The 14,695-nt window shown below is 48.5% G+C and carries 15 protein-coding genes and 1 tRNA gene; 6 read left to right on the top strand and 10 right to left on the bottom strand.

What is annotated here, in order from left to right:
* Window positions 1-12 precede the first annotated feature (12 nt).
* A complete protein-coding gene (locus tag A1sIA56_RS00495) occupies window positions 13-1,374 on the bottom strand; it encodes a cryptochrome/photolyase family protein (protein WP_095673017.1) in 1,362 nt (453 codons plus the stop codon).
* 17 nt (window positions 1,375-1,391) lie between these two features.
* The gene (locus A1sIA56_RS00490; RefSeq protein ID WP_095673016.1) at window positions 1,392-2,507 is read right to left on the bottom strand and encodes a citrate synthase 2; all 1,116 of its coding nucleotides are present in this window, start codon (window positions 2,505-2,507) and stop codon (window positions 1,392-1,394) included.
* Window positions 2,508-2,617: 110 nt separating this feature from the next.
* Here A1sIA56_RS00490 and pdxH point away from each other — a divergent pair, with 110 nt between their 5' ends.
* The 3 genes from pdxH to A1sIA56_RS00475 are packed head-to-tail and all read left to right on the top strand — an operon-like array spanning window position 2,618 to window position 5,598.
* On the top strand, window positions 2,618-3,301 hold the full coding sequence (gene pdxH / locus A1sIA56_RS00485) for a pyridoxamine 5'-phosphate oxidase (RefSeq protein WP_095673015.1): 684 nt from the start codon (window positions 2,618-2,620) through the stop codon (window positions 3,299-3,301).
* A gap of 9 nt (window positions 3,302-3,310) precedes the next feature.
* A complete protein-coding gene (gene serC / locus A1sIA56_RS00480) occupies window positions 3,311-4,432 on the top strand; it encodes a phosphoserine transaminase (protein WP_095673014.1) in 1,122 nt (373 codons plus the stop codon).
* Window positions 4,432-5,598 (top strand): MFS transporter, encoded by a 1,167-nt coding sequence (locus A1sIA56_RS00475; RefSeq protein ID WP_095673013.1) that lies wholly within the window; start codon window positions 4,432-4,434, stop codon window positions 5,596-5,598. Before serC ends, A1sIA56_RS00475 begins: the two co-directional genes overlap by 1 nt.
* 47 nt (window positions 5,599-5,645) lie before the next feature.
* Here A1sIA56_RS00475 and A1sIA56_RS00470 read toward each other — a convergent pair whose 3' ends face one another.
* A complete protein-coding gene (locus tag A1sIA56_RS00470; RefSeq protein ID WP_095673012.1) occupies window positions 5,646-6,902 on the bottom strand; it encodes an MFS transporter in 1,257 nt (418 codons plus the stop codon).
* Window positions 6,903-6,914: 12 nt separating this feature from the next.
* Here A1sIA56_RS00470 and A1sIA56_RS00465 point away from each other — a divergent pair, with 12 nt between their 5' ends.
* Entirely contained in the window at window positions 6,915-7,118 is a 204-nt protein-coding gene (locus tag A1sIA56_RS00465) for a DUF2530 domain-containing protein (protein WP_095673011.1), read from the top strand.
* Here the strand turns inward: A1sIA56_RS00465 and A1sIA56_RS00460 are convergent.
* The 5 genes from A1sIA56_RS00460 to A1sIA56_RS00440 form a co-directional block, all read right to left on the bottom strand.
* A complete protein-coding gene (locus tag A1sIA56_RS00460) occupies window positions 7,115-7,498 on the bottom strand; it encodes a cold-shock protein (RefSeq protein ID WP_095673010.1) in 384 nt (127 codons plus the stop codon). The two genes, A1sIA56_RS00465 and A1sIA56_RS00460, sit on opposite strands and share 4 nt — an antisense overlap.
* Before the next feature lie 157 nt (window positions 7,499-7,655).
* Window positions 7,656-8,318, bottom strand: a complete 663-nt coding sequence (locus A1sIA56_RS00455) for a DUF3027 domain-containing protein (protein WP_095673009.1) — start codon at window positions 8,316-8,318, stop codon at window positions 7,656-7,658.
* Window positions 8,319-8,390: 72 nt separating this feature from the next.
* The gene (gene groL, locus A1sIA56_RS00450) at window positions 8,391-10,013 is read right to left on the bottom strand and encodes a chaperonin GroEL (RefSeq protein ID WP_095673008.1); all 1,623 of its coding nucleotides are present in this window, start codon (window positions 10,011-10,013) and stop codon (window positions 8,391-8,393) included.
* Between the two features lie 124 nt (window positions 10,014-10,137).
* Window positions 10,138-10,404 (bottom strand): DUF3263 domain-containing protein, encoded by a 267-nt coding sequence (locus A1sIA56_RS00445; RefSeq protein WP_095673007.1) that lies wholly within the window; start codon window positions 10,402-10,404, stop codon window positions 10,138-10,140.
* Window positions 10,405-10,455: 51 nt separating this feature from the next.
* Window positions 10,456-11,925 (bottom strand): SDR family oxidoreductase, encoded by a 1,470-nt coding sequence (locus A1sIA56_RS00440; protein WP_095673006.1) that lies wholly within the window; start codon window positions 11,923-11,925, stop codon window positions 10,456-10,458.
* Window positions 11,926-11,948: 23 nt separating this feature from the next.
* On the opposite strand from A1sIA56_RS00440, the gene A1sIA56_RS00435 reads away from it, so the two are divergent.
* Together A1sIA56_RS00435 and A1sIA56_RS00430 are read left to right on the top strand one after the other, a co-directional pair.
* Window positions 11,949-13,181, top strand: a complete 1,233-nt coding sequence (locus A1sIA56_RS00435) for an NAD(P)/FAD-dependent oxidoreductase (RefSeq protein ID WP_095673005.1) — start codon at window positions 11,949-11,951, stop codon at window positions 13,179-13,181.
* Between the two features lie 2 nt (window positions 13,182-13,183).
* Window positions 13,184-13,960, top strand: coding sequence for an alpha/beta fold hydrolase (locus A1sIA56_RS00430; protein WP_095673004.1), 777 nt, complete (start codon window positions 13,184-13,186; stop codon window positions 13,958-13,960).
* On the opposite strand, the gene A1sIA56_RS00425 is transcribed toward A1sIA56_RS00430, so the two are convergent.
* Together A1sIA56_RS00425 and A1sIA56_RS00420 are read right to left on the bottom strand one after the other, a co-directional pair.
* On the bottom strand, window positions 13,961-14,479 hold the full coding sequence (locus A1sIA56_RS00425) for a beta-class carbonic anhydrase (protein WP_095673003.1): 519 nt from the start codon (window positions 14,477-14,479) through the stop codon (window positions 13,961-13,963). It lies immediately after the preceding gene.
* 32 nt (window positions 14,480-14,511) lie between these two features.
* Window positions 14,512-14,586 (bottom strand) — tRNA-Thr (locus A1sIA56_RS00420).
* Between the last annotated feature and the right edge of the window lie 109 nt (window positions 14,587-14,695).

Below are 14,695 nucleotides of genomic sequence, written 5' to 3'. Positions count from 1 at the left end.
TAGTAATTTCTACTATTTACGTTCTGGTTGTTCTGGCTTATCAGCCTTAATCTCTTTTAGCCTTTCGAGAGATTCAATGCGTTCTACCGCGTGATCAACGATGCGTTCTGGGTATCCATGTGAATAACCATCTAAGAAAAGCCAAGGTTCGTGAATTTCTGCAGCACATAAGTGAGCCAGTTCTGCAACATATTTGCGAATGTAATCGCCATTTTCATCGAAACGACGACCTTGTTCGATGGGGTTGAAGACGCGGTAATACGGAGATGCATCGGTGCCAGTGCCTGCGGTCCATTGCCAACCGTGAGCATTTGATGCTGGGTCGTAATCGGTGAGGTGCTCTGCAAAGAAACGTTCACCTAACTGCCATTCGAGGTGGAGATCTTTTACTAAGAATGAGGCAACGACCATGCGAGTGCGGTTATGCATCCACCCCTCGACAACTAATTGGCGCATTGCAGCATCAACAAATGGATAGCCAGTCTTGCCTTCACACCAAGCTTTGAACTGTGCACCCGGCTTGTCATAACGCATCTCTTTAAACTTGGGTGCGTAGTAATCGGTATCTGTATGCGGATTGTTAAAGAGAACATCGGCATAAAACTCGCGCCAAGCAATCTCTTTGCGGAAAGTGTCGTGCGCTTTGCTTTCGCCTAAATTAGCAAGAAGCGTGCGCGGGTGGATCTCGCCGAATTTTAGGTAGCTACTCATCTTTGAAGTGCCATCAATGCCGGCAAAATTACGGTTCTCGTCATAGCTATCGAGACCATCTTTAGTAAATTCCTTAAAGCGCTTGAGTGCTGCAGCTTCGCCTGCTTCAATGATTGTCGTTCCTGCAGGAACAGGAAAGTCAGGGAATGCGCGGTACTTATCTGAAGGCTTTGGAGCTTTAATCTCTTTCGGAGTCTTTGCAGGTGCACGCCAACCATGTGCGCACCATGCTTTATAGAAAGGTGTGTAGACCTTGTATGGCGTCGCATCACTTGGCTTAACAACACGTCCCGGAGCTACTGCGTAAGGACTTCCAGTGCGAACGAGTGGGATACCTGCAGCTTCAACGCGGGCATCGCGTTCTGCGCCATAACGTTCGTATTCGGTTGAGATATGAACTTCTTTAACGTCATAGAGAGCAATAAGTTCTTTGAGAACTTCAACTTGATCACCTTCGATGATGTGTAAGCGATTGCCCAAAGATTCATCGAGTGCGCGCAGAGAATTACTCATGTAAGCAAGTAACTTGCTACCGGCTTCGCTGATCTGTTCTTTATCGAGGATAAATACCGGAACGATTTCGTCGGCGCCTTCGAGGGCAGCAACGAGCGCTGGATGATCACCGATTCGTAAGTCTCGACGGAACCAGACGATATTTCGCATGGTGCGAGACTACTTAGTTACTTGTGAAGTTGCTCGACAGAAGCATCCCAGCCAGTTACATCTTCAGGCTTACGAGGAGCCTTTCCGACGTAGCGAGCTGATGGACGAATCAAGCGACCAGTGCGCTTCTGCTCGAGGATGTGTGCAGACCATCCAGCAGTACGTGCAGCGGTAAACATTGAAGTAAAGAGTGGCGCTGGAACTTGTGCGAAGTCCAAGATGATTGCAGCCCAGAATTCAACGTTTGTTTCAAGAACGCGATCTGGTTGACGCTCGCGAAGTTCCTTAAGTGCTGCTTGCTCGAGTGCTTCAGCAACTGCGTAACGTGGAGCGTTAAGTTCTTTAGCTGTACGACGAAGTGTGCGTGCACGTGGATCTTCAGCGCGGTATACGCGGTGACCGAATCCCATAAGACGTTCCTTACGATCAAGAAGTCCCTTGACGTATGCCTCGGCATTGCCAGTCTTTTCTACTTCTTCAATCATGTGCAATACACGTGATGGTGCGCCACCGTGAAGTGGACCTGACATTGCACCGATTGCACCAGAAAGTGCTGCGCAAACATCTGCACCAGTTGATGCAATAACGCGACCTGTAAATGTTGATGCATTCATTCCGTGTTCTGCAGCAGATACGAAGTACGCATCGATTGCACGAACGTGAAGTGGATCTGGCTCTCCACGCCAACGAATCATCATGCGCTCGACAACTGTGTGTGCCTTATCAACTTCTGATTCAGGAACCATTGGAGAAACAATTCCGCGAGCAGCTTGTGCCAGGTATGAAAGAACCATGACTGAAGTACGTGCAAGATTGCTACGTGCTTCTTCATCTGAAATATCGAGAAGTGGCTTAAAGCCCCATGCTGGAGCAAGCATTGCAATCGCGGATTGAATATCTACGCGAACATCGCCTGAGTGAACAGGAAGTGGGAATGGTTCAGCATTAGGAAGACCTGGATTGAAGATGTCATCAACGAGAAGTCCCCATACGTTTCCGAATGAGACGCGACCTACGAGATCATCGATATCAACGCCACGGTAACGAAGCGCGCTACCTTCTTTATCTGGCTCTGCAATCTCTGATTCGAATGCAATTACGCCTTCAAGACCTGGCTTGAAATCATCTGACACGGTGAGCTCCCTCTGGTAATCCTGTGGGCAATTCTGCACCTCCCGCAGGGGTGCTTTCCACCAAAGGAAGCGGGGATGCACTCATGACGAAAGTGAGGTTCGATACATCCATGAGCGAAAACGAGCCACAACTTCAACGCGATGCCATCCGCGCAATGCGCCGCTCTTATGGCGAGGTCGGCCTCGAATCTCTGCCTGACGATCCCTTTGCCGCCTTCCACTCTTGGCTGACTGAAGCTGCCGCCAACGCCTTTATCGTCGAAGCAAATGCGATGGTGCTCTCAACTCTTGGCACCGATGCAAGCGGCGCGGATGCAATCACAACTCGCACAGTTTTATTGAAAGATGTTTCGCAAGGCGGATTTACATTCTTCACTAATTATGGATCTCGCAAAGGACAAGCGATTGAATTGAATTCGCACGTCACTCTGCTCTTTCCTTGGTATGCAATGGAGCGCCAAGTTTCGATTAGTGGATTTGCAGAAAAGATTGAACGTGAAGAATCTGAAGATTACTTTGCAACCCGTCCATGGTCTTCACAGATTGGTGCATGGGCATCTGCGCAATCTGCGCCCCTTGCATCTCGCGAAGAACTTGAACAACGTTTCAAAGGCGCAGCAGAGAAGTGGCCCGAAGGAACAACGGTTCCATGCCCACCGCAGTGGGGCGGATATCGTGTGACGCCGGTCAATATTGAATTCTGGCAGGGCCGTTACTCACGCCTGCATGATCGCTTGCGCTATGAGCGGGCTAACATCAATTCGGATTGGGCGGTACATAGGTACTACCCGTAGTCTTAGCTCATGAGCGCAGACATCGTTATTCCAGATAATCTCAAGCCAAAAGATGGTCGTTTTGGTTGTGGTCCATCAAAGATTCGTCCCGAAGCACTTGCTTCGTTGACTGCGCCAGGAAGCAATTACATTCTCGGAACATCACACCGACAGAAGCCGGTAAAGAATGTGGTGAAGAGCGTTCGTGAAGGACTTAACTCACTCTTCTCATTGCCTGAAGGTTATGAAGTAATTCTCGGCAACGGTGGATCAACAGCGTTCTGGGATATCGCAACATTTGGTCTCATTGAAGATCGCTCACAGCACTTAGTTTTCGGCGAATTCTCTTCAAAGTTCGCATCAGCTGCAAAGGAAGCACCATTCCTTGGCGAGCCAACAGTTATAAAGTCAGAGCCAGGCACTCACCCAGCAGCAGTTGCTGAAGCGGGTATCGATGTTTACGCACTTACTCATAACGAAACATCAACTGGTGTTGCAATGCCTATCAAGCGCCCAGCAGGAACAGATGGCGCACTCGTTCTCGTCGATGCAACTTCTGCTGCAGGCGGACTTGAAGTGGATGCAAAAGAATTCGATACCTATTACTTCGCGCCACAGAAGTCATTCGCTTCCGATGGAGGATTGTGGCTTGCACTTATGAGCCCAGCTGCAATTGCACGCGCAGAGAAGATCAAGGCATCAGGCCGCTGGATCCCAGCATTCTTCGATCTGGGAACAGCAATCGAAAACTCACGCCTTGATCAGACTTACAACACACCAGCTCTTGTTACTTTGATGTTGCTCGACGAGCAGATCAAGTGGATGAACGCTAACGGTGGACTTAAGTTCGCAGCAGGTCGTAGCGCAGATTCAGCATCACGCCTTTATGGATGGGCTGAGAAGACCAGCTACACAACACCATTCGTAGTTGATCCTGCACAGCGTTCAAAGGTTGTTGGAACAATTAACTTCGACGATGCAATTGATGCAACAAAGGTTGCAGCAGCGCTTCGTGCAAATGGAATTGTGGATACAGAGCCATATCGCAAGCTTGGTAAGAACCAGCTTCGCATCGGAATGTTTCCTGCAATCGACCCAGCTGATATCGATGCTTTGACAGCATCTATCGACTTCGTCGTTTCAAATCTCTAATGCCGCACCTCATCAAACGCGATAGGTACTTCTGGACAATCGCTTTACAGACTGTCGTTGTAAATATCTTCTTAGGTGGCTTCGGCCCTTCTCAGCCATTGCTGCGCGCAGATCAAGGCACATCGCTCACAATTGCTGGGCTTCATGGAACCGCACTTGGCTTAGCTTCAATCATTGCCGGCTTTGCTAATCCTCATCTTGTTCACCGCTTTGGTCGCGGACAAACAGGCTGGATTGGAATCGGCGTCTTCTCCGTAGGACTAATTACCTTTGTATCGTCAACGGCAGTTCCAGTAACAATTACTGCAGCGTTGATCACGGGCATTGGAATTTCAATAGTCATTAATAACTTTGTTACATCTCTTAATGCTCACTATGACAAGAAAATTTCATCTGTGGCAATCATGCAGGCAAATGCAATCGCGTCCGCTGGTTACGTCACCGGAACTCTCATTGTTGGAAGTATTGCAACTGCGTATCGCGACCTGTGGCGCTTCGGTCTATTGCTAGCTTTACCACTTGCTGCTTTCCTCTACTTTGTCATGCGAGATAAGAGCCCAGAAGAGCATGTACCAAGTGAACATGGTCCTCAATCAGGAAAACTCTCACTGAAGTTCTGGATCTCATGGATCGGTTTCGTCGCCATGATCTCTAGCGAATTCGCCACATCGTTCTGGGCTGCAGCACTCGTTATCGATCGCACCGATTCATCTCCTGCTATCTCAACTCTTGTAATTGCAGCGCTCGGTACCGGTATGGGACTCGGTCGCTGGTTCTGGGGTCGCATCCTTAAGCGTTGGCACCCTGATCAACAGTTGATCATCATCATTGGCGTGCAATTTATTGGTTTCGCAGTTCTCTGGTTCTCACATAATCTATTGCTCAGCTTCATCGCACTACTTGCTGCAGGCCTTGGTATTTCAAGCCAATTCGCACTGGGTTCACTTCGCATGATTGGTTTAAGCGAACACCGCCCTGATTTAGCTATTGGTAAAGCATCTTTGGGTGCGGGCCTTGCAATCGGTGGAGCGCCATTCTTGCTCGGCGTATTGGGCGATGCTTTCGGTATTTCACGCGCTTACATCATGGTTCCGGTACTGATTCTTATCGCGTACTTAACAGTGCAGTTTGTGCCTTCACATGTGGAGGAAGAAGTTGAACTATAAGAGCCGCCGTTTGATCACAGCGCTAACTCTGGTTGGCCTCGTTCTTCTTATTGTCGTAGGACGCTAGAAACACGTAGATCATCTGGACGTTCAACTTTATCGTTGAAGAAGAACCAGATAAGTGCGCACATCAATAACGAGAAGCCACCACACATCGCAATTGTTTCGCGAGTTCCAAGCGCCTCGGTGAGATAGCCAATGAGCATTGAGCCAAGCGGTGTTCCGCCCATAAAGACCAAGAGATAAATTCCCATCACGCGTCCACGCACAGCGGGATCGCTATTGACCTGTACATATGAGTTAGCGCTAATCAACATTGTCAGTGCAGAAATTCCGCAGATAGGTAACCAGAGTGAGTACCAGGTGTAGGTCGGCATAACTGATAGGACGATGACGACGATTGAGAACCAAACACCTAACTTAATGACCAACTTGGCATTTCTAAATCGTTCAAGACGGGCACTGAGTAGCGCACCTGATAACGAGCCCACCGCAATATATGTGCCAAGCAGACCAAATTCTGCAGGGCCCTTACCGAATTCTTTTGAAGCCATCAGCGCATTAAAGATTTGAAAGTTAAGGCCGAAGGTGGCTGCAAAGAAAACCAACGCCATAACGACATATAAATCTGGTCGTGCTTTGGCATAGCGAAGACCTTCGCGAATTGTTCCGAGTGTCTCTTCCTTCTTCTGAATAAAGAAATCAGATGAGCGCATAAAGAGCAGCGAAAGAATTACAAAGAGATAGGTGGTCGCATTAATCAGAAATGAAGGACCAGTGCTGAATCGCGCAATAAGGAAGCCAGATAACGCAGGGCCAACAAGGCGGCCTGCATTGAAGTTAGCTGAATTCAGGCTTACAGCGTTTGCAACATCAGAATGCCCCACGATTTCTGAGGTAAAGCTCTGGCGAATAGGTGCGTCGAGCGCTGATGAAATACCTAAGATGGCCGCACATGCAAATACATGCCAGAGCTGAATTACTTCGGCGACAACAAGGATTCCGAGCGCATAACAAGCAAGGGCTGCAACGATATTTGTCCAGATCAATAACTTTCGCTTATCGACGCGATCTGCCATCGCTCCACCTTGCAAGCTAAAGAGCAGCACAGGTGCGAATTGAATTGCAGTAACGAGACCAAGATAGAAGCCATTGTTATCGGTGAGTTCGAGGACTAACCAATCTTGCGCAACGCGCTGCGCCCATGTGCCGATATTGGAGAGAGCATTTGCAGGAAAGAGGATGCGGAAATTGCGATGGCGAAATGAGCGCCAGTTTCCGTTCTCATTGACCTTAATTCGCATTACTCTTCTCTTATGTCATTGGACCAACAAGGCTCAAATATCAAAGCTGTTGTAACTCTAATCGCTATCGGCGTTATCTGCTGGCTTGCCGCAGGAGTTGTTGCGATTGCAGTTGGTGCTGAATCGAAGATTATTTGGACATGCGTCGTTGGCGCAGTTTTAGGTACAACAGGAATTCGTTACTCAATACGACGTTCACGCCGTACCGGTATTTAAGCTTCTAACTGAGAAGCAATTCCGCGCAATACGCGGCCAAGACGTTCAGCTTCAGGACCTGATGGATGACGTCCATTACGGAGACCATTTCCAACGCGATCAAGAATCTTGATGGTGTCTTCAATCATCGCAGCCAAATCATCGTTGTTAACACGTGAATTTTCTGCAAGAGAAACTGGTGCATCGATGATGTGCACAGACATTGCCTGTGGTCCCTTACGTGAATCAATCACAGAGAACTCAAGCTTGGTGCCTGGCTTTACTGTTGAAACGCCTTCAGGAAGTGCTGATGACGCGAGATAAACATCTTCGCCTTCATCGGATGCAATGAAGCCAAAACCTTTTTCAAGGGAAAACCATTTAACTTTTCCTGTAGGCATTGCACTTACTCCTTAAATTTGCGGTACTCGTTTAATCATGCGAGCCGGGGGGATTCGGACAGGGGGCTAATTTATCGCACTTAGCGAAGGCCTTGCTACTGGGTTTTACGCGTAAGTGGGCTTACAAAGTCGCTTCGCTATTCCTATTTGCTCGGCTTCACAAGGTCGCTTCGCTATGAGCGCCGCAGCCGTGGTCGACTGAAACTACGCGTGCATCATCTGGTGCAATCGCATTGGCGCAGACACCGAATGATGATCGAAGTGAACCTGCAATCGGCAAGAAGAAACCACATGAAGCACATGGCTTTGGTGCACCTTGTGCCAACGGAGTATTCGGTCCGCGATCGCCTGTGTACCAACGCTTACTTGCTTGATCGCGACCTTCGATAGATAGAACACGTGGACGCATAAGACCAAGATCAAATACTTCTGTTGCATCAAGTCCTTCATCTTGGACAAGTGCGTTAACACCAGGAACAAGACGAGTATCTTCAAGAACGCTTGGAACGATGACACCTGGCTGAATATCTTCAGGAAGGATGCGATCCATATAAGGAACATGATCTGGTGCCATGAGTGAATCAGGACCAGGAATAACAACGAGATCGCAGATAGTTGGAGCTGCTTCTTCATCAACCTTTGCAACGGTGACGCACCAGCGCCATCCGCGGTATCCGGCGATATCTGCAACGAATAAATATGTAGCTACGCGATTTTCATCATCGAATTCAACTGAGACAAAGTCGCCAACCTGTGTTGCAAATTCCGCTTCAGCCAAGGCGGCGTTGCGTGCAACGAGTTCTGCATCAAATGTCTTCATGTTCTAATCGTAAAGCAGAAGGCCCCCGAGACGTTAATCTCGAGGGCCTTCTGTAACTAATTACGCGTGAACTTAGAAGTCCATGTCCCCGCCACCTTGTGGCATTGCGTTCGCTGACTTTGGTTCTGGCTTATCTGTAATCACTGCCTCTGTTGTAATAAAGAGAGCTGCGATTGATGCTGCATTCTGAAGTGCAGAACGTGTGACCTTAGCTGGATCGATGATGCCAGCCTTGATCATGTCTACATATTCTCCAGTTGCTGCGTTGAGACCGAAACCTGCTTCGAGGTTACGAACCTTCTCAACGATAACTCCGCCTTCAAGACCTGCGTTAACCGCAATCTGCTTGAGTGGAGCTTCGATTGAAAGTTCGACGATCTTTGCACCAGTTGCTTCATCGCCTTCAAGCTTGAGCTTCTTAAATGCTGCAGTTGCTGCCTGAAGAAGTGCAACGCCACCACCGGCGACAATTCCTTCTTCTACTGCAGCCTTTGCGTTACGAACAGCATCTTCGATGCGGTGCTTGCGCTCCTTGAGTTCAACTTCTGTTGCAGCTCCTGCCTTGATGACAGCAACTCCACCAGCGAGCTTTGCAAGGCGCTCTTGAAGCTTTTCCTTGTCGTAATCTGAATCTGAGTTTTCGATTTCAGTACGGATCTGTGTAACGCGGCCCTTGAGCTGCGCTTCATCTCCGAGACCTTCGATGATTGTTGTTTCATCCTTAGAAATAACAACCTTGCGAGCGCGACCTAGAAGTTCAAGTCCAGCTGTTTCTAGCTTGAGACCAACTTCGTCAGAGATCACTGTTGCACCTGTAAGGATTGCAATGTCCTGAAGCATCGCCTTACGACGATCTCCAAAGCCTGGAGCCTTAACAGCTGCTGACTTAAATGTTCCCTTGATCTTGTTAACAACGAGAGTTGCAAGTGCTTCGCCTTCAATATCTTCAGCGAGGATTGCAAGTGGCTTACCAGATTGCATGACCTTCTCAAGTACAGGTACGAGCTCCTTGATATTTGCAATCTTGTTGCTTGTGATCAAGATGTAAGCATCTTCAAGAACTGCTTCCATGCGATCTGTATCTGTTACGAAATATGGTGAAACGTAACCCTTATCGAAACGCATACCTTCGGTGAGTTCGAGTTCGAGTCCAAAAGTATTTGACTCTTCAACAGTGATAACGCCTTCCTTGCCGACCTTATCCATCGCTTCAGCGATCATCTCGCCGATAGTCGCATCCGCTGCAGAAATTGATGCAGTTGCTGCGATCTGTTCCTTTGAATCAACGCTCTTCGACATTGCACCGAGCTCGGTCACGATGGCAGCTACTGCCTTCTCGATTCCGCGCTTAAGCGCCATTGGGTTTGATCCAGCTGCAACGTTGCGAAGACCTTCGCGAACGAGCGCCTGAGCAAGAACGGTTGCTGTCGTTGTTCCATCGCCTGCGACATCATCTGTCTTCTTAGCAACTTCCTTAACGAGCTCTGCGCCGATCTTTTCCCATGGATCATCAAGTTCAATATCTTTAGCGATGGATACGCCATCGTTAGTAATTGTTGGTGATCCCCACTTCTTTTCAAGTACGACGTTACGTCCGCGGGGTCCAAGGGTTACCTTGACTGCATCAGCGAGTACGTTCATTCCGCGCTCTAGACCGCGGCGGGCTTCTTCATTAAAGGCAATCATCTTTGCCATAGTTGTTAGCTCCTATGTATCGATTGAAACTGGGCCGAATTATCACTCTCGACCCTCGAGTGCTAACGCCAAATCTAGACGGGTTTATTCCCCCTAGCAAAACGAGAGGGTGGAGTGAGGGGCTTTAGCGGGCTGAACGGGCCTGCATGCGGGCTTCACGCAGGCGGCGAAGGCGCTTCACCAGCATCGGAGAGGCCTCGAGGGCATCATCACGATCGATGAGGTCGTTGAGCAGTTGGTAGTAACGAGGGGCTGTGAGGTCGAAGAGCTCTTTGATTGCAGTCTCTTTCGCGCCGGCAAAACGCCACCAGTTACGTTCGAAGTCGAGGATACGAGTTTCGAGGTCAGTCAAAGTCGAACCTGTAGTTCCTGGGTTCTCGAGCGCTGACATGTGGGCAATCTTAGATTGGAGTTTCTAAAAAGTGTGGGATTTAGCGCGCACTTATGATTTTCGGGCGGCCTTCACAATATTGCGAAGCATCGTCGGAAAGATGAAGAAGTGAAATGGCGAGACCACATACCAATAAATCTGGCCACCTAATCCGCGAGGTTCAAAGAGAGCATCTTGAGTAACAACAGTCTGGCCATCTTTTTCGGTGAGATTAAATTCGAGCCACGCTTTTCCAGGCAGAATCATTTCGGCATAGAGGCGCAGATGTTTTCCATGTTCCAAACCTTCAACGCGCCAGAAATCTAAACTGTCACCGATACGTAAATGTTGCGGATCGCGTCGACCGCGACGAAGACCAACTCCACCAACAATGCGATCGAGAACGCCACGCAAGTACCACAACCAACCAGAACCGAACCATCCGCGTTCTCCGCCGATTCCTTCAATCTGTTCCCAGACTTTTGCAATCGATGCTTCCGTTGTAATTTCGCGATGGTCTTTCAAAGTGAGTTCGCCTGCCCAATCAGGATCGCTCTGCGCTTTCTGCCAAGGAGCTGTTGGAAATGCAGCATCAGACCAACGTGTATCTACTGAGTTTTCGGCAGTACGAGTAAGAGCCAATTGAATCGCTTGCGAAACAGTGAGCAGACCTTCTGATGGAAGCGGGATTAAATCGGTAATTGTCTTACGCGAATCAACAACAACTTCGCTAATCAGTGATTCAACCAAAGGGCGCGCAAGTGATGTTGGCACTGGGGTTACAAAGCCAATCCACAAACTAGATAGCTTGGGAGTAAGCACTGGCACTTGAATAATCTTGCGCTTACGAAGTCCTGAAATCTCAGCAAACTTCTGCATCATGACTGCATAGGTAACGACCTCGGGTCCCCCGATATCGCAGATGCGGCTTACGGGTTTTTCAAGGTTAGCTACGTTGCGCAGGTAGTACAGAACATCGCGAATAGCGATTGGCTGCGTGCGATTTGATACCCATTTTGGGGTTGTCATAATAGGTAAGCGGTGCGTCAAGTGGCGCAACATTTCAAAGGATGCAGAACCCGAACCAATAATGATTCCAGCGCGAAGTTCAAGAACTGGAACAGATGTTGATGCCAACTGTGTTCCGGTATTCATGCGAGAAGTTAAATGGCGGCTGCGATTTTCATCATTTGCGATTCCACCAAGATAAATAATTTGGGCAACGTTTTGACGTTGCGCGGACTCTGCAAAACCTTTTGCCATCGCAGCTTCGATATCTCCGAAATCTGTTGCAACGTTAATTGAGTGCAGCAAGTAATAAGCAGTGTGCACACCAGCGAGCGCGCGATCGAGGTCTTGCGAATTACTTGCATTGCCCTCGATAATTTCAACTGCATTGGCCCAACTTTGGCCTTGAATCTTCTTTGCATCGCGCACGAGCACGCGCACTTTCTTGCCATCGCCCAATAAATCGCGCACCAGACGCCCGCCTACATAACCGGATGCACCGGTAACGAGAAAGAGTCGGTTCTGCGTATCCATGTAAGTCAGCCTAGACTTACCCCATGCCTTCTTCTACTCGACCGCGCGTTGTCATTCTCGGAGCCGGCTTCGGTGGGCTTGGAGCAGCAAAAGCGCTATCTAAAGAGGCCGATGTCACCGTCGTCGACCGCCATAACTTCCAAACTTTCTTACCTCTTTTGTATCAGGTATCAACTGCTGGCCTTGCTGCCGATCACGTAGTTCACCCAGTACGCGGAGCCCTTCGCAAGACCGGAATCAAATTCCGTATGGGTTCACCTATCTCAGTTGATCACAAGAACAAGACCGTCAAACTTGATTCATCTGAAACTCTCGAATTCGATCACTTGATCGTTGCACTCGGTTCAGCAACTGCTGACTTCGGAGTTCCCGGTGTTGTCGAACATGGCCTTGGTATGAAGAGTGTGAACGAGGCAATCACTATTCGCGCAGAAGTAATGCGCCGCTTTGAAGACTTGGCCCGCTTCGAAGATGACACTCGCCTATCAATTGCTGTCGTTGGTGGCGGACCCACAGGTGTTGAGATGGCTGGCGCTCTTGCCGAGCTAAAGCGCGGACCACTGAAGAACGATCTCGCACACGCTGCCAACCACATCGATATCTACTTGATTGAAGCTGGCCCGCGCATCCTTCCAATGTTTAGCGAGAAGTTATCTGCTCGCGCAGAATCAGATCTTCATAAGTTGGGCGTCTTCGTTAAGACCAATACGGCAGTGCGCGAAATTCAATCGCGCAAAATCATTCTTAAAGAAGGCGAACCGATTCCAGCTGAAGTAACAATCTGGGCGGCTGGCGTTAAAGGTGAACCAACTGCAGGGCTCTTGAATCTTCCCATCGTCGGTTCACGTATTGATACCGATGAAAACTTGGAAGTAAATCACTATCCAAATATCTGGGCGATTGGTGATATCAACGGTTCCAAGAACGCTGATGGACGCTTCTATCCAATGGTTGCACCGGTTGCGATGCAGCAAGGTAAGTGGGTTGCAAAGCAGATCCTGCGCAAGCATGCTGGTGTTGCTCTGAAGCCATTTAAATATATTGATAAGGGCTCGATGGCCACTATCGGTCGCCACAAAGCAGTTGTTGAAGTCGGTAAATTTAGAATGTCAGGCCCACTCGCTTGGTACGCATGGTTATGGCTTCACTTGTTCTATCTCTTAGGTGGACGTAACAAGATCGGCACTATCGCTGACTGGACTTGGAACTACCTCACATTCGATCGCGGCAACCGCCACATCATGGATACGCTCTAACAATGCCGCAATACCTAAACGTTGATGGCCATCAGGTCTATTCATACGAATGGGATAACAATGGCGAAGCAGTCTTATTGCTCCACGGTGGTTTAAGCCAGACATCGCATTGGGATCAGAACATGCTTCCTGCCATCGAAGATCAATTCCATGTCTTTGGATACGACCGCACCGCACATGGTTTCACCGGTGATCGCGAAGGTAGCTTGCACTTTGATTACCAAGTTAAAGAAGCAATCGCTTATTTGGAAACTGTTGTAACAGAACCAGCACATCTCATCGGGTATAGCGACGGTGGCATCATCGCGCTCCTTGTTGCAATTAGACGCCCTGACTTAGTTCGTTCTGTTGTCACACTGGGAGCAAACTTTCACCACAGCGGTACCTTGCCGCTACCTGACTTTGATGGCGTTGTTTCAGCTGAAGATCAAGCTGAATACAACCAAACCTCGCCAGATGCACCAGAGACTCTGGCCGAAAAGATTGTGCGCATGATGGCAATTTGGCACAGCGAACCGAATTTAACAAGCAAGGATCTGCACAATATCGAGTGCCCAGTACTGGTTATGGCAGGTGATGACGATGTCATCGCACATACCCACACCATCGAACTCTTTGAGAATATTCCACTTGGCCAGCTGGCGATTCTTCCTGGAACTTCACATGGCCTAGTGAAGGAAAAACCAGCTCTGGTTCAGCTATTGATTAGAGAGTTCTTGGAAGATTTAAGTTATCCAATTACCAAAATGCCAATTCGCAGAACTAACCCTGCAAATTAATTAACCTTCAAAAGGTTCGATTGTTCCTGTCTTTACATCGTAAATAGCGCCAGCAACAACAACGCCTTCGCGCAACAATGGGTAAGAACGAATACGGTTTAAATCGCTTGCAAGAGATCCACGCTGATCGCGCGATGTGCGAAATTCAAGACTTGATGTGTTGACGCCATATTGCTCATCAATCAGCTTATGGAAATCAGCTTCATCATTTTCAGCCATCTTGCAATCAGTATGTGGCATCACCAAGATGCGATTGACGTTGAGAAGATAGGTAGCAAGAACCAAGGTACGAATTACGTCTTCTGTGACTCGAGCTCCTGCGTTGCGAAGAATCTTGGCATCTCCTGATCGCAATCCAATGACTGACAATGGATTGATACGTGAGTCCATACAGGTGACGATTGCTAAGCCTTTTGCAGCTGAACCTGTAAGTCCGGAGTATTTAAATGTCTTCTGGTATTCAGCATTTGCTGCCAAGAGATCATCGAAAGATTCGTGAGGAAATGAGTTATTAGACATTGTGACTCCTTCCGTAATCGATGGAGTAATACTGGAGCCCCCCATCCGGATTGAACGGATGACCTGCTCATTACAAGTGAGCTGCTCTACCACTGAGCTAGGGAGGCGTACTGCGGGCGTAATTATGGCAGTTATTGGCAGATTGTAAAAATCGTAGATTTTCACCCTAAAAAGCAACCTTTTCGTGACCTTTTTTTACATTCATTTAAGCGCAGT

Origin of the sequence: Candidatus Planktophila sulfonica (genome assembly GCF_002288065.1) — a bacterium.
Lineage (GTDB): Bacteria > Actinomycetota > Actinomycetes > Nanopelagicales > Nanopelagicaceae > Planktophila > Planktophila sulfonica.
Note: the sequence above shows the minus strand (reverse complement) of the source record. Positions and strands in the feature narration are given on the sequence as shown.